The sequence below is a fragment of the Mucilaginibacter sp. P4_E8 genome (genome assembly GCF_056401495.1).
Map to the genome: position 1 here is coordinate 1 of NZ_JBFUJG010000018.1, position 19,701 is coordinate 19,701.

Annotated in this window: 15 protein-coding genes; 13 read left to right on the forward strand and 2 right to left on the reverse strand. The window is 40.9% G+C overall.

Annotated elements, in window-relative coordinates; genetic code table 11:
- The first annotated feature begins 976 nt into the window (after positions 1–976).
- The 9 genes from AC1DRQ_RS10220 to AC1DRQ_RS10260 all read left to right on the forward strand — a co-directional run bounded on the left by AC1DRQ_RS10220 (position 977) and on the right by AC1DRQ_RS10260 (position 10,446).
- A complete protein-coding gene (locus tag AC1DRQ_RS10220) occupies positions 977–1,903 on the forward strand; it encodes an outer membrane protein assembly factor BamD (RefSeq protein ID WP_477424126.1) in 927 nt (308 codons plus the stop codon).
- 10 nt (positions 1,904–1,913) lie between these two features.
- Entirely contained in the window at positions 1,914–2,246 is a 333-nt protein-coding gene (locus tag AC1DRQ_RS10225) for a DNA-directed RNA polymerase subunit omega (RefSeq protein WP_429400104.1), read from the forward strand.
- 127 nt (positions 2,247–2,373) lie between these two features.
- The gene (gene coaBC, locus AC1DRQ_RS10230; RefSeq protein ID WP_477424129.1) at positions 2,374–3,576 is read left to right on the forward strand and encodes a bifunctional phosphopantothenoylcysteine decarboxylase/phosphopantothenate--cysteine ligase CoaBC; all 1,203 of its coding nucleotides are present in this window, start codon (positions 2,374–2,376) and stop codon (positions 3,574–3,576) included.
- On the forward strand, positions 3,573–4,466 hold the full coding sequence (gene porD / locus AC1DRQ_RS10235; protein ID WP_477424131.1) for a type IX secretion system protein PorD: 894 nt from the start codon (positions 3,573–3,575) through the stop codon (positions 4,464–4,466). The genes coaBC and porD overlap by 4 nt, the downstream gene beginning before the upstream one ends.
- Before the next feature lie 256 nt (positions 4,467–4,722).
- Positions 4,723–5,100 carry a BlaI/MecI/CopY family transcriptional regulator gene (locus AC1DRQ_RS10240; RefSeq protein ID WP_429400107.1) on the forward strand — a complete coding sequence of 126 codons (378 nt, stop codon included), beginning with the start codon at positions 4,723–4,725 and terminating at the stop codon, positions 5,098–5,100.
- Positions 5,101–5,105: 5 nt separating this feature from the next.
- Entirely contained in the window at positions 5,106–7,082 is a 1,977-nt protein-coding gene (locus AC1DRQ_RS10245; protein WP_477424133.1) for a M56 family metallopeptidase, read from the forward strand.
- Between the two features lie 72 nt (positions 7,083–7,154).
- The gene (gene recN / locus AC1DRQ_RS10250) at positions 7,155–8,810 is read left to right on the forward strand and encodes a DNA repair protein RecN (protein ID WP_477424135.1); all 1,656 of its coding nucleotides are present in this window, start codon (positions 7,155–7,157) and stop codon (positions 8,808–8,810) included.
- Between the two features lie 5 nt (positions 8,811–8,815).
- A complete protein-coding gene (locus AC1DRQ_RS10255) occupies positions 8,816–9,598 on the forward strand; it encodes an energy transducer TonB (RefSeq protein WP_477424137.1) in 783 nt (260 codons plus the stop codon).
- Between the two features lie 35 nt (positions 9,599–9,633).
- Positions 9,634–10,446: an enoyl-ACP reductase FabI gene (locus AC1DRQ_RS10260; RefSeq protein ID WP_477424139.1), complete on the forward strand. Its 813-nt coding sequence runs from the start codon at positions 9,634–9,636 to the stop codon at positions 10,444–10,446.
- Between the two features lie 73 nt (positions 10,447–10,519).
- Here the strand turns inward: AC1DRQ_RS10260 and AC1DRQ_RS10265 are convergent, their stop codons facing one another.
- Positions 10,520–10,933, reverse strand: coding sequence for a hypothetical protein (locus AC1DRQ_RS10265; protein ID WP_429400112.1), 414 nt, complete (start codon positions 10,931–10,933; stop codon positions 10,520–10,522).
- A 157-nt stretch (positions 10,934–11,090) separates the two neighbouring features.
- Here AC1DRQ_RS10265 and AC1DRQ_RS10270 point away from each other — a divergent pair, with 157 nt between their 5' ends.
- Entirely contained in the window at positions 11,091–12,215 is a 1,125-nt protein-coding gene (locus tag AC1DRQ_RS10270; protein WP_477424142.1) for a carboxypeptidase-like regulatory domain-containing protein, read from the forward strand.
- Positions 12,216–12,660: 445 nt separating this feature from the next.
- Here AC1DRQ_RS10270 and AC1DRQ_RS10275 read toward each other — a convergent pair whose 3' ends face one another.
- The gene (locus AC1DRQ_RS10275) at positions 12,661–15,195 is read right to left on the reverse strand and encodes an ATP-dependent Clp protease ATP-binding subunit (protein ID WP_477424144.1); all 2,535 of its coding nucleotides are present in this window, start codon (positions 15,193–15,195) and stop codon (positions 12,661–12,663) included.
- A 515-nt stretch (positions 15,196–15,710) separates the two neighbouring features.
- Here AC1DRQ_RS10275 and AC1DRQ_RS10280 point away from each other — a divergent pair.
- The 3 genes from AC1DRQ_RS10280 (at position 15,711) to AC1DRQ_RS10290 (ending at position 19,640) form a co-directional block, all read left to right on the forward strand.
- Positions 15,711–16,232 carry a hypothetical protein gene (locus AC1DRQ_RS10280; RefSeq protein ID WP_477424146.1) on the forward strand — a complete coding sequence of 174 codons (522 nt, stop codon included), beginning with the start codon at positions 15,711–15,713 and terminating at the stop codon, positions 16,230–16,232.
- A gap of 99 nt (positions 16,233–16,331) precedes the next feature.
- A complete protein-coding gene (gene ettA / locus AC1DRQ_RS10285; protein ID WP_477424148.1) occupies positions 16,332–18,014 on the forward strand; it encodes an energy-dependent translational throttle protein EttA in 1,683 nt (560 codons plus the stop codon).
- A gap of 558 nt (positions 18,015–18,572) precedes the next feature.
- Positions 18,573–19,640, forward strand: a complete 1,068-nt coding sequence (locus AC1DRQ_RS10290) for a branched-chain amino acid aminotransferase (RefSeq protein ID WP_477424150.1) — start codon at positions 18,573–18,575, stop codon at positions 19,638–19,640.
- The last annotated feature ends 61 nt before the right edge of the window (positions 19,641–19,701 follow it).

The window sequence follows — 19,701 nt, forward strand, 5'->3', positions numbered from 1 at the left end:
GCTTTAACCTTTCCCGCTTTCTCTCTCAGCGTTTCCGCTTTTTTCCTTCCTTCGTTTCGGGAGTGCAAAGGTAAAAACCTTTTTCTTATTTCCAAAACTTATTTTTTTTTATTTTTCTAAGTCTCTTTCCCGCTTTTCAATCCCCTCTTTTCTTCCTTTCTTGCGGGTTGCAAAGGTATAAACCTTTTTCAATTTCCGAAAATTTATTTGAAGTTTTTTTGGTCTTTATTTTTTCTCTATCACTTCACTAATCCCACGTCAAAACCTCTTCACTAACCTTTCTAAGAACAACCCCGCTTCCTCGTTTGCGGGCTGCAAAGGTAGGCAGAGTTTTCAATTATGCAAACCGTTTTAAACAATTATTCAACACGTGTGTATAATGTGTTAATAATCAGCTTGAAAAAATTTGGCGACGGGCCAAAAACTAAGCTATCATGTATAAAAAGCATTGTTTTATAATTAAGCTGGCTTATATAACTGGCCAATTGAACATTTTTAACTAAAAAAGCACTTTACCTGGCTTATACTATATTATATGTAACATTAAAGCTGATGCCACCATTCGGCCATAGATATAAAACATGAGTACTCCTTATATACTATATTACAGTATAACATTAAACGCCCTCCTATTACCGCCAAATGTATATAGCATAGCTGTTCATTAACATCGCACCTTTTATATAGTATATAATCAAAAAAGGATCATCATAAATCATTGAATATACCACAGTAGCCTTCAGTTGAATTTCATTACTATATACTATATAGTATAAAGCAGATGGCGGCTTGCCGGTATATTACAGGAATGTGCGTATATAACAGATTAACTATCGTACCTTTACACCTCTCAAAAGCGTTAATAGTTAAAAGATGTTAAATACATTAATATATATAACAGGAGCCAAAACCGCGTTATATATTAGCCGATAAATAAATAATTGACTGATTTATATTATTCACCTATCTTTGCAAAATGTTTAAAAAGCAACTTACGTTATTAGCCAGTGTTTTAGCTCTGTTAATTATCACACTTGGTAGTTGTAAAAGCAAATACGAAAAGTTAAAGGCAAGTAACGATTATGCCAAAAAATACCAGGAGGCCATTAAATATTATAACCAAAAAGACTATAACAAAGCTTTAGGTTTATTTGAGGTATTGGTTGAGCGTTACCGTGGGCGTACCGAAGCTGAGGATCTGTTTTATTATTATGCCTTCACCAATTATAAGCTGAAGGATTATACATCTGCAAGATATCACTTTAAAACCTTTGCTGATACTTATCCATCAAGCACAAGGGCCGAAGAATGCCGCTTCTTTTCTGCTTACTGTTATTACCTTGATTCGCCTATATTTTCACTTGATCAGGATAATACCTTAAAAGCGATTGAGGCCTTGCAACTGTTTATTAACCTGTACCCTAAAAGCGATCGTGTTACGGAAGCAAGTAAACTGATACAAAACCTGCGCGACAAACTGGAAACAAAAGCTTACGCTAATGCTAAGTTGTATTTAACCATCGGCGATTATCAATCGGCAGTAATTGCATTTAACAATGCCTTGCGCGATTATCCCGACACTAAATATGGTGAGGAAATGGAGTACCTGATTGTTAAATCACAATATTTATATGCCAGCCGTAGTTTAGAGTATAAACAAGAAGAGCGTTATACCCAGGCTATAGCTTATGCCGATCAGTTTAGTGAAAAATATCCTACCAGCAAATATGGCCGCGAAACCATAGGTTATGCAAAGGACAGTAAACGCGGTATAGATAATGCTAAACGTGTATTGGCCGAAGCCTTAAGTAACGAAAAGGTGGCTAAAAAATTAGCCTCAAAAGACAGTGTAAAAACACTGCCACCATCAGAAAAGAATCAGCAACAAAGAATTCCATATTAAAAAAAATTATATGACAGCAAATAACACCAACAAACCAGCAGTAGCTAACAGCACTGTAACCCGCGATTTACGCGAGCTGGATGTAAACACTCATAATATATATGAGTCGCTTGTAATTATGTCAAAAAGGGCGAACCAGATCTCAAACAATATTAAAGAAGAGTTACACCAAAAACTTTCTGAATTTGCATCATCAAACGATAACCTTGAAGAGGTTTTTGAAAACCGTGAGCAAATTGAGATCTCTAAATACTACGAAAGACTGCCAAAACCATCATTGGTTGCAGTTCAGGAGTTTTTAGATGATAAGGTTTACTACCGTAACCCTACAAAAGAAGCGTAAGCCCCACTACCCCMTAAAGGGGTAGCAAAAGGATTTATACATGCAAAAGACTCCCGCTAACGGGAGTTTTTTGTTACTTTTAACTTTTATTCATTATCATTCCCCCTTCAGGGGGTTAGGGGGCTCTATGCTTGAGGGGAAAAATATCATTCTCGGAGTTTGCGGCAGTATCGCTGCCTATAAATCGGCCTTGCTGATAAGGTTATTAGTTAAAGCCGGTGCGCAGGTACAGGTGGTGATGACTCCCGATGCTACCAGTTTTATAACTCCCCTTACCCTTTCAACACTTTCTAAAAACCCCGTATTGGTTAACTATTTTAAACCGGATACCGGCGAATGGAATAACCATGTGGAACTGGGGCTTTGGGCCGATATGCTGATCATAGCACCGGCAAGCGCCAATACACTGGCTAAAATGGCCAATGGCCTTTGCGATAATTTGTTAACGGCCGTTTACCTATCGGCCAAATGCCCGGTATATTTTGCCCCTGCCATGGACCTTGATATGTGGCTGCACCCCGCTACCCGCCAAAATGTAGCCAGGTTACAATCTTTCGGTAATACGTTAATAGCCCCCGGCAATGGCGAACTGGCCAGCGGCCTATATGGCGAAGGCCGGTTAGCCGAACCAGAGGAGATCGTGGACTTTTTATCATCAACCTTAAAAAAAAAACGCCTTTTAGCTGATCAAAAGATCATGGTTACCGCGGGACCAACTTATGAGGCTATTGACCCTGTACGTTTTATTGGTAACCATTCGTCGGGCAAAATGGGGTTCGCCATTGCCGATGAACTGGCTTTGATGGGTGCCGATGTTACGCTGATCACCGGACCAACGGCACAAGTGAGCCGGCAGCAAACCGTGAAGCGGATAGATGTAACATCGGCCGCCGAAATGCTGGAGGCCTGTGCAAATAATTTTGAAAACGCCAAAGCCTGTATCATGAGCGCTGCCGTTGCCGACTATACGCCTGCCCAGGTTGCAGCGCAAAAGATCAAGAAACAAGATGATAGCCTAAACATCGAATTAAAAAAAACCACCGATATTTTAAAGTTTTTAGGCGAACGGAAAGCAGAAGGCCAGATACTGGTTGGCTTTGCCCTGGAAACCAATGATGAAGAACAGAATGCAATGAATAAGCTGCAGCGCAAAAATCTTGATTTTATTGTACTAAATTCGCTTAACGATGCCGGGGCCGGTTTTAAAAAGGATACCAATAAAATAACCATTATTGACCGCAGCCTACAAAAAACAGTATTTGAGCTTAAAAGCAAGAATGCTGTGGCACGTGATATTTGCCTTAAAGTAGCTCAACTCATCAACGGATGAAAAAAATATTCCTCTACGTGGTTTTAGCCCTGGTAGGTTTCCGGGTTTCGGCTCAGGACCTGAACGCCCGGGTGCAAGTGTTATCGCCTAAGATACAGGGTAGCAACAAGCGTATTTTCCAAACCCTCGAAACGGCCATGAAGGATTTTTTAAATGGCCGCAAATGGAGCGCCGACCCCATATTGCCCCAGGAAAGAATTGACTGCAATTTTGTACTAAACATAACCAACTGGGATGGCAGCAGCAACTTTAGCGGTGAGTTACAGGTACAATCATCAAGACCTGTTTACAGCTCAACCTATAGTTCAACATTAATAAATATTAATGATAAGGATATTGATTTTATTTACAACGATGGGCAAACCATTGACTATACCGACCAGAGTTTTCAAAGTAACCTGAGTTCGATCATGGCATTTTACGCTTACATTATAGTAGGGCTTGATTATGATACCTTTTCATTGTATGGCGGCTCGCCCTATTTTGCCAATGCGCAAACCGTGATCAATAACGCACAGTCGGGATCATACCGTGGCTGGAAAGCTTTTGATGGCAACGTTAACCGGTACTGGCTATCAGAAAACCTGAATAATAAGCTTTATGCTCCATTACGCAGCTTTATGTATGATTATCACCGCAACGGACTTGACGTTATGGCTGATAATGTTGCCAAAGGGCGTAAAGAGATCACATCGATTTTACCAACATTGCAACAGATAAACAGGCAGCGGGTTGGCTCCATGTTCCCCCTTGTATTTTATACCGCGAAAAGCGACGAACTGGTATCGTTATACGGCAAGGCCGATCCGCAGGAACGCGTACAAGCCATGAACATACTACTGCAAGTCGACCCGGCCAACGGTAATAAATACCAAACGCTACAAAAATAGCTCACTATTTGTCTGAACCGGGATTTTGTCTGAACCATGATTAAACAGATTAAAAGATTACCCGGATTAGTATAAAAATCCTATAAATCCGTAAATCGTGAAAATCCTGGTTCAGACAAAATCCTATAAATCCCTAAATCGCGTAAATCCCGGTTCAGACAAAACCCCGGTTCCTTCCAAAAAATAATTTCAAAAATATTTGCAAATACGAAATCCATCGTAGATATTTGTACGAAGAAATTCGTATTGAAATAAAATGAATATAAAACCAACAGAAAGCGAGCTGGAAATATTGCAGGTGATCTGGAATAAAGGGCAATGTACTGTACGTGATGTACATGAAGAACTGGCTAAAACAAAGGATGCCGGTTATACTACTACCTTAAAACTCATGCAGATCATGCATGATAAAGGTATGGTTGAACGCGATACATCTGCAAAAACCCATTTATATAAAGCATTATTTAGCCAGGAACAAGCTCAAAGCAACGCTTTGGAAAAAATATTGTCTACTGTATTTAAAGGTTCAACTTCTGATTTGGTAATACAGGCGCTGGGGCAGCACCGCGCATCAAAAGACGAAATTGACGCCATTAAAGACTATCTTAAACAGTTTGATCAGCATAAAAAATAAGCATCATGGAAAATCTGTTCTATAACATAAGCCAGGTTTTAGGTATCACCATTATCCACTCCTTATGGCAAGGACTATTGGTTTGGTTCGCATTGCGTTTGTTATTCACCTGCGCGCCATCTATGTCATCTGTAAAGAAACACAATGTGGGTATGGTGGCCATGCTAACTATTAGTGTATGGTTTATATACACCTTTATTACCCAGGTACAAGCGCATGTTTGGGTTGATTTAACAGCGGCAACATCGCCGGTTTTTCTGCCTCATTTTGCCTTTCCTTTAAACCCGGTAGCCCACACCGCGCCCGGCAGCTATTACAATTATGTTATTGAAGGGTACCTGCCTTATGTTTCGGCGCTGTACTTTGCGGGTTTGGTATTTAATTTATTGAGGCTGGGTTTAAACTGGCAAAAAATAAGCCTCATCAAAAGAACAATGATACCTGCCGATGAAATACAGTTATATGTTGATAGCTTTTGTCAGCAACTGCAGATCAATAAATACGTAAGTGTAAATTTTAGCCGGTTTGTTGATGTACCCTGCATGATCGGTTTTTTTAGCCCTATCATACTTTTACCCATATCATTAACTACTTATCTGTCAACCGAGGAAGTAAAAGCCATTTTATTGCACGAACTATCGCACATAAAACGTAATGATTACCTGCTCAATTTAGCACAGCAATTTATAACCATATTGCTTTTCTTTAATCCCTTTGCCCAATTAATTAACCGCATTATAAACCAGGAACGCGAAAACCGGTGCGATGACCTGGTTGTGCAAACTACTGCCCAGCCTTTAATATATGCCCAGGCACTTTTAAAACTTGAACAAACCAGGTACGTAAACTTACCCCTGGCCCTGGCAGCTACCGGAAAAAAATACCATTTATTAAACAGAATTGAACGCATCATGAAAACAAAGAAACCAATTGGCAACATACGTCACCTGTTAGTGGCTGTTGTTATAATGGCCGCCAGCATAAGCAGTATCGCGTGGTTAAACCCCACCATTAAAGACGGTAAATTATCTATCAAAAAAGCCGTTTATCCTAAAATTGTTAAAGACTTATTGCTTACTGATACCACTCAAAAAAAGGCAGTTAAAGCGAAAAAAATAGCAGCTGCCAAAAAGTATTCTAAAAGCAAGTCCGATTACCGCAAACAGGCTTATAAAAAAACTTATGATGGCCTTAATGATGCCGAACTTAACAGGCTTACAGCCGAAGTAAACAAACAGGCAGAGGCCGTTGGTAAATATTATAACAGCCCGGAGTTTCAAAAGCAAGCCGAAATGTTAGCGCTTAAAGGCAAGGAAATGGAAGATTACTATAACCGGCCCGAAATAAAGAAAATGCAGGAAGATCAGGAAAAGTTAGGCGCCGATTTTGAAAAGAACTGGGGAAGTAACGATGAAACCGAGAAGCTTGGAGAGCAGATGGGTGAGTCGGGTAAAAAAATTGAGAAATATTTTAATAGTCCGGAGTTTAAGCAGATGAATGAGCAACTGGAAAAAAAGTATAACATTCCGCATAACCGCAATTATGTTGATGATAGTAAGGACGAAAATTACAGGAAATACCAGGACGAACTGCAAAGCAAAATACCAGCTGATGTAAAAGAGCAAACCGAGCAGCTCAAAAAGATGGGTGAAAAAATGCGCAGCCGCTATGACTCACCTGAGTTTCGCGAAAAAACCAAACAACTAAGGGTCATGAGCGATAGCTTAAGAAAAGCTTTTAACGGTAAAGAGTGGAAACAACAGCAGGCCGATATGAGAAGGGCGAGCCAACAAATGCACACCTATCAAAATAACCCGCAGCTAAAACAGGCACAGGCACAATTAAAGGTGGCAACCAAAAACCTGCGCGAGTATATGAGAAGCCCCGCCTTTAAACAGCGCATGGCTGAATACCGCAAACAAGCTGAAATGTCATTCAATTATAAATATGATTTAGATATTAAATCAGATACGGTCCAATAGTTTTTAATTATTGAACCCAATACTTTGAAATTCGTAATTTAGTATCCTTAATAAAATAAGGATACTTTTTTTATGCTTCAAAAGCTAACCATTAATAACTACGCGTTAATTGATAACCTTGAAATAGGTTTTGGCAAGGGGTTAAACATACTCACCGGTGAAACCGGGGCTGGAAAATCGATCATATTAGGTGCTTTATCACTTATTTTGGGGCAGCGAGCCGAGAGCCGTTACTTTTTTAACCAGCAGAAAAAGTGTGTTATTGAAGGCTCGTTTAAAATAGACGATTTCCACTTAAAATCCTTTTTTGAAGATAACGACCTGGATTATGAGGCCGAAACTGTTTTACGCCGCGAAATATCCGCCGATGGTAAATCGAGGGCATTTGTAAATGATACCCCGGTTAACCTGAACGCGCTGAAACAACTGGGCGAAAAACTGATAGACATCCACTCGCAACACGCCACATTGGAAATTAACGACCCTGAATTTCAGTTATTAGTGGTTGATGCTGTTGCCAAACATGATGGGTTGTTGACTGATTATCAAACTAAATTCAGGGCCTATAAAAAGGCAACAACCAAACTTCATGAACTGATTGAGGAAAGCGAAAAAGCAAAAGCCGATCTTGATTATTTCCAGTTTCAGTTTGATGAGCTGGAAAAAGCCAGCTTGAATGCCGAAGAGCAGGAACTGCTGGAAAAAGAACTATATGCTTTAACTAATGCCGAAGAAATAAAACGCAACCTGTTTGGGGCCTATTATTTAATGCAGGAAGGCGAGGCCGCAGCTTTAATACAATTACGCGAAGCGGGTCAGCAGTTAGGTATACTGGAAAAATTCGATCCGCAAATTGAAGAGCTGCACCAGCGTTTAAACAGTACCATTATTGAACTAAAAGATATAGCTGCCGAAATTGAAGTAATTGAACAGCGCACCCACACCAATGATGCACGGGCCGATGAAGTTAACACCCGCCTGAGCCTCCTGTATAATTTGCAAAAAAAACACCATGTAAATAGTAATGCCGAGTTATTAGAAATACAGGATGACCTGTCGGGCAAGATACAGAAGGTATTGTTTAGCGATGAGGCGGTAGAAAAATTGCAAAAACAATTAGCAGCCGATAAAACTGAACTGGAAAAACTGGCTGGTCAATTAACAGCTAACCGATTAAAAGCTATCCCGGCTATTGAAAAACAAGTACTGGCTACACTGGCCGAAATGGGGATGGCTAATTCTGCTTTAAAGATTGAAAATAAAACCTCAACCGAACTTACCAAAAACGGAGCCGATCAGATCCGCTTCCTGTTTTCAGCAAATAAGGGACACGCTTTGGCCGAGATGAGCAAGGTGGCATCAGGTGGTGAGCTTTCCAGGCTGATGCTGAGTATCAAATCACTCATTGCACAATACACCGCATTGCCTACCATTATTTTTGATGAGATAGATACCGGGGTATCTGGCGAGGTGGCTAATAAAGTTGGGCAGATCATGGAAAACCTGTCTGTTAATCTGCAGGTGATCACCATAACCCACTTGCCTCAAATTGCCAGCAAAGGGCAAAATCATTATTTTGTTTATAAAGATGATTCGGCGGCTACAACCTATACTCGCATAAAACAACTTGATGAGCAGGAACGCATACTGGAAATTGCCAAAATGCTAAGTGGCGATAAACCGGGCGAGAGCGCTTTGCAAAATGCGAGGGAGTTGCTGAATAACTAAAGAAGATGAAAATATCATTGGTGTTATTCCTGTTAACCTGTGTTACCTATATCAGCCAGGCACAGCTTATTATGGGTACCCCCAAACCCAAGTACAGGACCATAAAACAAGATACCATCAATATCAGTGGTATCGTATATGATGCATACCATCATCCGGTAAGAGGTTTGCGGTTTACATCGAAGAATAAAGAACTGGTATTTGATGGTTATTATATATACACAACCACAGATACCGCAGGAAAATTTAAGCTATATGGTGCATTAGCTTATGATACCCTTAAATATTATTGGGGTAAGCGTACCTACCTTATTAATAATGGCAGCCGATTCTTAGAGATTCATTTGCCCCCATTAATAGAAGATGATTACAGGATAAAGGACACCATACAGATGGTCACTAAAAGAAAGACCGTTAAAAAACCAACAACATTTAAGGTAGTTACCAATGCCGAAATTTACGATTGGTATGGCGTAACGGGTGATATGCCCGTAAAGTCTGCTCCCGCGGCAAAAGGTTTTACAGATTACATCCGGTCAAAAATCACATATCCTGAAAAAGCGATCGTCAATAATATTGAGGGTGATGTTGAAATTGGATTTAATATTGAAAAGGATGGCTCATTAAGCAATTTTAAAATTCTACGAGGCATTGGGTATGGGTGCGACGAAGAAGTTATCAACGCTATCAAAAGCAACAATCATCCGTGGGTTCCATATATTCTTAACGGGCGTCTGGTAGTAAGTGAGTCGTCAGTAACTATCAATTTTAAACTAACTGATAAATAACTATAATTTTACACCCAATTATAAAAACAAAAAACATGGCTTATAATTTATTAAAAGGTAAAAAAGGGATCATTTTTGGTGCCCTTAATGAGCAGTCTATAGCCTGGAAGGTGGCACAGCGCGCAGTACAGGAAGGTGCAGAAATTGTATTATCAAACGCCCCTATCGCGCTACGCATGGGCGAACTTAATAAACTGGCAGCCGAATGCAATGCTCCTGTTATTGCCGCTGATGTAACCAGCAATGATGATATTACCAACCTATTCACCAAAACCCAGGAACATTTTGGCGGTGGTGTTGATTTTATATTACACTCCATAGGGATGAGCATTAACGTGCGTAAAAGCATCCATTATACCGAAAACAATTACGATTTTACCCACAAGGGATTAGACATATCGGCCCTGAGCCTGCACCGTGTATTGCAAACTGCCATGAAAATGGATGCCATAAACGAATGGGGATCGGTATTGGCCCTAACCTACATCGCGGCCCAGCGGGTATTCCCTGATTATAATGACATGGCCGATAACAAGGCTTATCTGGAAAGCATAGCCCGCAATTTTGGCTACCAGTATGGTGTAAAAAAACATGTGCGTATCAATACCGTATCACAATCGCCAACCCGTACAACGGCTGGCTCGGGCGTTAAAGGGTTTGATGGCTTTGTAAATTATGCCGAAAAGATGAGTCCCCTGGGTAATGCCGATGCTGACCAGTGTGCCGATTATTGTGTTACCCTGTTTAGTGATCTTACGCGCATGGTTACTATGCAAAACCTTTTCCACGATGGTGGTTTTTCATTTACCGGCGTAACCCAGGCGGTTATTGAACAAATGGAGAAATAGAAACCTAATTTTAAAGCATAAAAAAAGCGCCGTGCAAATTGCACGGCGCTTTTTTTATCAATACTTTTAGCAATTACTGAGAAGAATCAACCAATACCACTTTTACCTTGATATCATCGGCCGGTGCCTGAGCCAGGTGAGCACCGTTAGCACCTTGTGCAAATATGGTTACTGCCCCAACTTCGCTGGTATAACTGTAAGAAATACCATTATACACCTCAGGAAGTGCCTCGTAAGTAGCTCCTTTATCATAAGAGATATAAACCAATACACCTCCATTTTCCTGAGCAAACTGATCTTGTTCAGGCAAGTCGCTTAAAACTGATGACCATGATTTATTTCCGGCGTCGTCTGTATACACTTTCCAACCGGTAGTTCCGGTAATGGTATAAATTGCAGTAATATTAGCAGGCGTAATATACTTTTTAGTACAAGAAGTTGCTGCCAATAATATAGTGCAGCATACAAGAGTCAAGATTTTTTTCATAAAGCTATGTTTTGTAATTATTAGATAAGACGCTAATTTCCTAAAAAGGTTTAACGTTTTTTTGTTTATTTTATTTTTGAGCATATAAACGGCTTATCCATATTAAAATAAATAAAAAATATTTTTTACAACTAAGATATTAGTTTATATTTAGCTAATGCTTAGGTTTTCGCTTTTATTTATTTTATTACTCCCATCAGTATGTTTTGCCCAGCTAAAAATTACCGGCAAAATTGTGAATGCAGACGATAAAAAACCGGTAGCTAATGCCAGTGTGTTTTTAAATAATGCCAGTACCGGCAATAAAACTGCCAACGATGGCACATTTATTCTCAACAATGTAAGGCCCGGTCAGTATGATCTTATCGTATCTATTGTGGGTTATGAAACCCACAGCCAGTCAATACTGATAAACAACAGCAATATCAATTTACCCGAGATAGTGCTTAAGCCTAAAACCATTGAACTTAATGAGGTAAAAATTAAACCAGACCCTAACTGGGAAAGATATTACGCCCAGTTTAAACGCCAGTTTTTAGGAACAACTGCTAACGCCGCTCAATGCAGGATATTAAACCCCGATATACTCGATCTTCAGTACGACAAAAAAACGCATACACTCGAAGCATCTTCCTATGATTTTCTGGAGATAGAGAACAAAGCGCTTGGCTATGTTATCAAATACAAACTCAATACATTCAGCTATGACTCCAATAAAGGTTTTATATATTATGACGGCGTATCGGTATTTGAGGATATGAAGGGTAACAACGGCAAAATACGTAAATGGCAAAAGCGCAGACAGGATGCCTACCTTGGTTCGCCTATGCATTTTTTGCGCAGCATTGTCAGTAACAGGTTAACATCCGAAGGTTTTGAGGTACTCAAATTAATTCGCAAACCAAATCCTGAGTACAAAGGCGGTTTGTTCGACAATAAGACCAAGTATATACAAATGCTGGTAAAGCAACCACTTAACTTAAGCGAGTTTGCAAAACGCACCGATAACGCCGGTTTGTATGCCCTTGGTTTTAACGACTGCCTTTATATCATGTACAACAAAAAAAACAGCGGTACTTCGGGCGATATTTACCGGCCGCTTGATATGCCCGATTACGCAACATCCATTGCCACCCTCGACGAACATGAAGCTTACGCGTTTTTTGATAACAATGGCATCATCAGCAACCCACGCAGTATTATTTTTGAAGGCGACTGGGGAATTTACCGTATGGCCGAGATGCTCCCTGTAAATTACGAGCCACCTGCACAAGGTAAGTAGCAATGGCCCGCACACCATGTTTCGACGGAGCTCAGCATGACAGCCCTCACCCTTTATTTATTATTCTCCCCCCGTCAGCAGATAAGCTTCAGGTGAAAGCATGCAGAACATGGTGGGCTTGTGTGGCTGTAAGGGCATAGCAAATATTTGCTGAAGCGAGAGCACGGGCGAACGAAGTAGGGCAATTTTTTGCAGCCCGTGGTTCTGCCTGCTTTGCAGGGTAAAGGCCATGAGCGCAAAGAAGCCTCTCTGCTGAAAGCCTTTTTGGTTACTTTTGTGGCGACAAAAGTAACTGGCCCTCCCGCGGCCAAGAGCGGGTATGCGATATGCCATTTCCCCCTGTACAGCATAGAGATTGCTTCGTTCCTCGCAATGACGCATTTTTTTCAATCCAACAAAAAAACCCGGCTTGTGGCCGGGTTTTTTTATTATCCAGAAAGATCAATTATTTCTGTTCTTCCTGCTCAGGCTCTTTGCTTTCGCCTTTTTTGTCGATGATCTTAATTTCGTTGGCTTCTTTGTCATAGTCAACAGCCATGGTATCACCTTCGCTTAGTTCGCCTTTAAGTATTTCTTCAGCAATTGGATCTTCCAAATATTTCTGGATAGCACGTTTTAATGGACGTGCACCAAATTGCGAATCATAACCTTTATCAGCAATAAACTCTTTAGCAGCTTCAGTAAGTTCAATTTTGAAACCTAAACTATTAACCCTGCTAAACAAGTAAGCTAATTCAATATCAATGATCTTGAATATTTCGTCTTTACCCAACGAGTTAAATACAATAACATCATCAATACGGTTCAAAAACTCAGGTGCAAAAGCACGTTTCAAAGCGTTTTCAATAACACCTCTTGAGTGCGTATCGGCCTGTAAAGTTTTAGCATTAGTGCTGAAACCAACACCTTGTCCAAAATCTTTTAGTTGACGGGCACCAATGTTTGATGTCATGATGATAATGGTATTCCTGAAATCAACCTTGCGGCCTAATGAATCGGTCAGCTGTCCTTCGTCCAACACCTGTAAAAGTATGTTGAAAACATCGGGGTGAGCTTTTTCAATCTCATCAAGTAATATTACGGCGTAAGGTTTACGGCGTACTTTTTCAGTTAATTGTCCGCCTTCTTCATAACCCACATAACCCGGAGGCGCTCCTACTAAACGTGATACAGCGAATTTTTCCATGTATTCGCTCATGTCAATTTGTATCAGTGCATCCTCGGTATCAAACATAAAACGTGCAAGTTCTTTTGCAAGTTCAGTTTTACCAACACCTGTAGGGCCTAAGAAAATAAATGAACCAATTGGTTTTTTAGGATCCTTTAAGCCTGCACGTGTACGTTGTATGGCACGGGTTAATTTTTTAATAGCATCTTCCTGACCAATGATCTTGGTGCCAACAGTATCTGCCATGTGCAGCAGTTTCTGACTGTCAGCCTGACCAACCCTTTGTACAGGTATACCGGTCATCATAGATACTACCTCGGCAACATTATCTTCGGTTACGGTGTAACGTTTTGATTTTGTTTCGGCCTCCCATAATGCTTTAGCCTGCTCAAGCTCTACCAATAAATTCTTTTCGGTATCGCGTAACTGGGCAGCTTCTTCATATTTCTGGCTGCGTACAACTTTGTTTTTCTCAATCTTGATCTGCTCTATCTTTTGCTCAATATCCAATATGTTTTGAGGCACATGGATGTTGGTTAAGTGAACACGTGAGCCCGATTCGTCCAAAGCGTCAATAGCTTTATCTGGTAAAAACCTGTCAGTAATGTACCTGGTGGTTAAACTAACACAGGCGTTAATTGCCTCTGGTGTATAGGTTACTCCATGATGCTCTTCGTATTTTTCTTTGATCCTGTTCAGTATCTCAATAGTTTCAACCGGAGTTGCAGGCTCAACCATTACCTTTTGGAAACGGCGATCCAATGCACCATCCTTTTCAATATACTGGCGGTACTCATCTAAAGTAGTGGCGCCAATGCATTGAATTTCGCCCCTTGCAAGAGCTGGTTTAAACATATTTGATGCGTCAAGCGAGCCGGAAGCGCCACCTGCACCTACTATAGTATGTATCTCATCAATAAATAAAATAACGTCAGGTGATTTTTCCAATTCGTTCATTACCGCTTTCATACGCTCCTCAAACTGGCCACGGTATTTTGTACCGGCAACCAATGATGCAAGATCAAGCGTAACCACACGTTTGTTAAACAATACACGTGATACTTTACGCTGAACAATGCGCAGGGCCAATCCTTCGGCAATGGCAGATTTACCAACACCAGGCTCACCTATTAATATAGGGTTGTTCTTTTTACGGCGCGATAATATCTGTGATACCCTTTCGATCTCTTTTTCACGACCAACAATAGGGTCAAGCTTACCATCTTCGGCAGCGCGGGTTAAATCGCGGCCAAAATTGTCAAGCACTGGTGTTTTTGATTTAATGTCAGATACCTTTTTAGGCTGACTAAATGACTCTTCTTCTTTAAAGTCGTCATCGCCGCCGGTTGGTGATCCGGGCATTTCGTCAGTTACATCATTTTTGTGTGATTCAACTTCACCTTTAAATACTTCATAGTTTACATTAAACTGCATCAGTATTTGCGAAGCAATATTATCCTCATCACGAAGAATGGATAGCAGCAGGTGCTCAGTTCCAATTACATCGCTTTTAAATATCTTGGCTTCAAGATAAGTTATCTTTAGTACTTTCTCGGCTTGTTTAGTTAATGGGATACTGCCAATATGTACATTTGTTCCAATAGTTCCTTTTACGGCATCTTCAACGGCGCGACGCAGTTTTGCTGTATCAACGTTCAATCCTTTTAGCAATTTAATTGCTACACCGTCTCCGTCCCGGATAAGCCCCAGTAAAAGATGCTCTGTTCCAATATAGTCGTGCCCCAGGCGTAATGCCTCTTCCCTGCTATATTGAATAACATCCTTAACCCTCGGCGAAAATTTAGCTTCCATATATACCTTTCTTATTATGAACGTCCTAATCTATTAATTTTGTTTTTACAAACCAYGACGCTTGTCTTAACATTTATCAACAATATTGCCAACATTTAACGGTTTGCAGAAACAGACATTGATATGATACGCAAGCTATTAAAGTTTAGCTTTATTCAATAATTTTTATCAAGAAATTCAACAATCGCTGAATTTTTTTACAATATACAAATGAAATATACCTATTTGATAACAATTATTCAAAATAGTTTAAACAAAATATGCATTATTTTAAAATCAATGCAACAGAACAGGCATTTCGTCATCATGTATGACATTTAGGCATTAAGCTGGTATTTTGGTACTGCTTACTACAATATACGTAAATTTAGTCAAAAAAGTTGCCGCAATGCCTATGTTTAAATGCAATTATAACATAACAAGTATTTGTAACTTTTTATTGTAATTAACAGTTTATTTTTTATCTTAACCAGTAAGTAAACCAAATTGTTACAATTGGCTCCTCATTTATTCCTATGAAAAACCTCATCATAATTTTACTTGTGTTAGTTTCGTTTACGGCCAGTGCGCAAAATAGTAACCCCCTTGAGGCGAAGATTCCACCTCCCGTTTATTTTATTGATTCTGTTAAGATAAGTGATGCCTCTCCGTATCTGACTTATATGAACACTGATGAAGTAGCAAACATCCACGTAGATAAAAATAAGACCTACCCTAATGGCGTAATATTTATTACCTTAAAAGACCACCGCAGATTAGCAGAGATGCTTCAGGATAAACTGTTATCCATAAGCGACATTACAAAAGCAAATATTTCGCCATCTGAAAAAAATAGCCCGGTTATTTACCTGCTCGACGATAAATTACTAACCGATACTGCCGGCATACGCATTCCATCCAAATTTGTAAGGCAGGTAACCCTAACAAAAGCCGACGAAACAGCTTATTTTAAAACAGCCCTGCCCAACGTTTTATTGATGAAAATAGCCACTAAACCACCCGTTATCATGATCAGGGGGCAAGTTGCTGCCCGGTAAACTTTTCCTGCTGATATTAAATTTACCTATTTTACTTGAACACGAATGATAATAATTATCCATTTTAATGGATATTTGCTTCACTAATTTTACTACTAAATGGCAGACGAAAAGATCATATTTTCAATGGCAGGGGTTAGCAAGATCTATCCTCCGCAAAAAACAGTTTTAAAAAATATTTACCTCTCATTTTTTTATGGCGCCAAAATCGGCGTTATCGGTTTAAATGGCTCGGGTAAATCGTCCTTATTAAAAATCATAGCAGGCATTGATAAAACCAATATAGGCGAGGTTGTTTTTTCGCCGGGTTATACCGTGGGTTACCTGAGCCAGGAGCCCGAGCTTGACCCTGATAAAACCGTACGTGAAATTGTGGAAGAAGGCGTGGCCGAAACCACTGCCTTATTAAAGGAGTACGAAGAGATCAACGAAAAATTTGGCCTCGAAGAATATTACAGCGATGCCGATAAAATGGATAAACTGATGACTCGCCAGGGCGAGCTGCAGGATCAAATTGACGCGGTAAATGCCTGGGAGCTTGATACCAAGCTGGAACGCGCCATGGATGCACTGCGCTGCCCGGAGCCTGACACTAAAATTTCAGTACTGTCAGGTGGTGAACGCCGCAGGGTGGCACTTTGTCGCCTTTTGTTGAAAGAACCGGATGTTTTACTGCTGGATGAGCCTACCAACCACCTTGATGCCGAGTCAATTGATTGGCTGGAGCAGCATTTACAACAATATAAAGGTACCGTTATAGCTGTAACGCATGATCGTTACTTCCTTGATAATGTAGCCGGCTGGATCCTGGAACTTGACCGTGGCGAGGGAATCCCGTGGAAAGGAAACTATTCTTCATGGCTTGATCAGAAAGCTAAACGCCTGGCACAGGAGGATAAAACCGAGAGTAAACGTCAGAAAACGCTGGAGCGCGAGCTGGAATGGGTACGCATGGGACCAAAAGGCCGCCATGCCAAATCAAAAGCCCGTTTAGGCAATTATGAAAAACTGGCATCCGAAGAAACCAAAGAAAGGGAAGATAAACTGGAGCTGTTTATTCCGCCAGGACCGCGTTTGGGTAATATTGTGATCGAAGCCAATGGCGTAAGTAAATCTTATGGCGATAAATTATTGTTTGATAACCTGAGTTTTTCCTTACCTCCGGCTGGCATTGTGGGAATTATTGGCCCCAATGGTGCTGGTAAAACTACCCTCTTCCGCCTCATTACCGGGCAGGATCAACCAGATTCGGGTACTTTCCGCGTTGGCGAAACGGTTGCTTTAGGTTATGTTGACCAAATGCATGATGACCTTGATCCTAATAAATCTGTTTGGGAAAACGTAACCGGCGGACTGGAAACCATTATGGTAGGAAACAAGCCGCTTAACTCCAGGGCATACGTATCCAAGTTCAACTTTAATGGTGCCGATCAGCAGAAAAAGGTTGGCGTTTTGTCGGGCGGTGAGCGTAACCGGGTACACCTTTCCATCACTTTGAAAAAAGGATCGAACGTGTTGTTGCTGGATGAGCCTACCAATGATATTGACGTAAACACCCTGCGCGCACTGGAAGAAGCACTGGAAAACTTTGGTGGCTGCGCCGTAGTAATCAGTCACGACCGCTGGTTCCTGGACAGGATCTGTACGCACATTCTGGCTTTTGAAGGCAACTCACAAGTTTACTTTTTTGAAGGAAACTATTCTGATTATGAAGAGAACCGCAAAAAGCGCCTGGGCGATGTAGCGCCGAAGAGGATAAAGTATAAGAAGTTGACGGTGTAAGAAGCCCCTCTAAATCTCCCCTAAAGGGGAGACTTTTTGATAAGTAACACCTATCGCGTCATTGCTTCGTACCAATGACGCTTTTTTATATACTTTCTTTTCCCCGTCAGCGGATAAGCTTCGGACGAAAGCAGGCAGAACAATAGTGGCCCGTGTGGTTGCAGGGGCATTAGCAATTTTGCCTGAAGCGATGGATATATGCGAACGAAGTGGAGGCAAAATTAAGCAGCCCGTGGTTCTGACGGCTTTGCCGGGTAAAGGCATGTGCGCAAAGAAGCATTTCTGCTGACTTGATTTTTTGGTTACTTTTGTATCAAGACAAAAGTAACAGCCTCAGCGGCAATTGAGCGTTCTACGATATTATATGTACGCTCGGCTTGTCTGGGATTGCTTCGTACCTCGCAATGACGCGTTTTTTGTAGGGCCTCTCCGCTTCGTTATTCTTCTGTCATAATATGCAGCTCTCCCCAAAAAATACCCTAACTATCAATTCTTTATATCAACTCAGCAAAAAAATTCTTAAATTGCCATTTTCTAAATTATAAATACATAAAGGCCATGACTGAGACGCTGGACATCAAGATCACCAAAACCACTCACTCCCGTTTAGCTGAAACGGATTTTGACAACTTACCATTCGGAAAAACATTTTCTGACCACATGTTTGTGGCCGATTATGCTGATGGTGAATGGAAAAACCTCCAGGTCATTCCCTACGGCGAAATTGGGCTTAGTCCGGCAATTTCTGCATTACACTACGGCCAGGCATTTTTTGAAGGCCTAAAAGCTTACAAACATGCTGATGGTAAAGTAACTATTTTCCGTCCCGATAAAAACGCTATCCGCTTTAACAAATCGGCCGAGCGTTTGTGTATGCCGACCTTGCCCGAGGAAATATTTTTACAAAGTATGGCAGCCGTAGTTGATATCGACCGCGACTGGGTACCTTCAAAAGCTAATCACGCATTATATATCCGTCCGTTTATGTTCGCTACCGACCCTTATTTGGGTGTAACACCATCGGCCACTTATAAATACATGGTGCTTGCCGGCCCTGTAGGTCCATATTTTTCAAAAACACTGCGTGTTAAGATAGAAACTTACTACACCCGCGCTGCCGAAGGTGGTATGGGCTTTGCAAAAGCTGCCGGTAATTATGGCAGTTCGATGCTGCCTGCCCGCAAAGCCGCCGAAGAAGGCTTTGACCAATTGATATGGACAGATGCCAAAGAGCATAAATATATTGAAGAAATGGGCGCTGCAAATGCCATGTTCCTGCTTGATGGTAAGCTGATCACCGCCGAAGCTAAAGATACCATACTTGATGGCGTAACCCGCGATACTGTTATCGCCTTAGCTAAGGAATGGGGCATCCCGGTTGAAACACGCAAAGTTTCTGTTGCCGAAATTATTGAAGGTGCTAAAAACGGCAAACTTACCGACGCCTTTGGCGCAGGTACAGCTGCTACTATCGCGTCTGTAGGTTCTATAAGCGTTGATGGTGAGGAGTACTTTTTGAGCGACCCAAAAACACGTGAATTTTCGCAAAAAGTTTTAAAAACGCTTGATGCTGTAAAATACGGTAACGCGCCAGATACCTATGGTTGGAATTACCTGGTATCATAATAAACAATATTGAAGTAAACTAAAAGAGGTGCACCAAATGGTGCACCTCTTTTAGTTATAA

What these genes read in the sequence shown, in the direction of transcription:
- AC1DRQ_RS10220 (WP_477424126.1), top strand. Translation starts at nt 977, where the DNA reads ATGTTTAAAAAGCAACTTACGTTATTAGCCAGTGTTTTAGCTCTGTTA.
- AC1DRQ_RS10225 (WP_429400104.1), top strand. Translation starts at nt 1,914, where the DNA reads ATGACAGCAAATAACACCAACAAACCAGCAGTAGCTAACAGCACTGTA.
- coaBC (WP_477424129.1), top strand. Translation starts at nt 2,374, where the DNA reads ATGCTTGAGGGGAAAAATATCATTCTCGGAGTTTGCGGCAGTATCGCT.
- porD (WP_477424131.1), top strand. Translation starts at nt 3,573, where the DNA reads ATGAAAAAAATATTCCTCTACGTGGTTTTAGCCCTGGTAGGTTTCCGG.
- AC1DRQ_RS10240 (WP_429400107.1), top strand. Translation starts at nt 4,723, where the DNA reads ATGAATATAAAACCAACAGAAAGCGAGCTGGAAATATTGCAGGTGATC.
- AC1DRQ_RS10245 (WP_477424133.1), top strand. Translation starts at nt 5,106, where the DNA reads ATGGAAAATCTGTTCTATAACATAAGCCAGGTTTTAGGTATCACCATT.
- recN (WP_477424135.1), top strand. Translation starts at nt 7,155, where the DNA reads ATGCTTCAAAAGCTAACCATTAATAACTACGCGTTAATTGATAACCTT.
- AC1DRQ_RS10255 (WP_477424137.1), top strand. Translation starts at nt 8,816, where the DNA reads ATGAAAATATCATTGGTGTTATTCCTGTTAACCTGTGTTACCTATATC.
- AC1DRQ_RS10260 (WP_477424139.1), top strand. Translation starts at nt 9,634, where the DNA reads ATGGCTTATAATTTATTAAAAGGTAAAAAAGGGATCATTTTTGGTGCC.
- AC1DRQ_RS10265 (WP_429400112.1), bottom strand. Translation starts at nt 10,933, where the DNA reads ATGAAAAAAATCTTGACTCTTGTATGCTGCACTATATTATTGGCAGCA.
- AC1DRQ_RS10270 (WP_477424142.1), top strand. Translation starts at nt 11,091, where the DNA reads ATGCTTAGGTTTTCGCTTTTATTTATTTTATTACTCCCATCAGTATGT.
- AC1DRQ_RS10275 (WP_477424144.1), bottom strand. Translation starts at nt 15,195, where the DNA reads ATGGAAGCTAAATTTTCGCCGAGGGTTAAGGATGTTATTCAATATAGC.
- AC1DRQ_RS10280 (WP_477424146.1), top strand. Translation starts at nt 15,711, where the DNA reads ATGAAAAACCTCATCATAATTTTACTTGTGTTAGTTTCGTTTACGGCC.
- ettA (WP_477424148.1), top strand. Translation starts at nt 16,332, where the DNA reads ATGGCAGACGAAAAGATCATATTTTCAATGGCAGGGGTTAGCAAGATC.
- AC1DRQ_RS10290 (WP_477424150.1), top strand. Translation starts at nt 18,573, where the DNA reads ATGACTGAGACGCTGGACATCAAGATCACCAAAACCACTCACTCCCGT.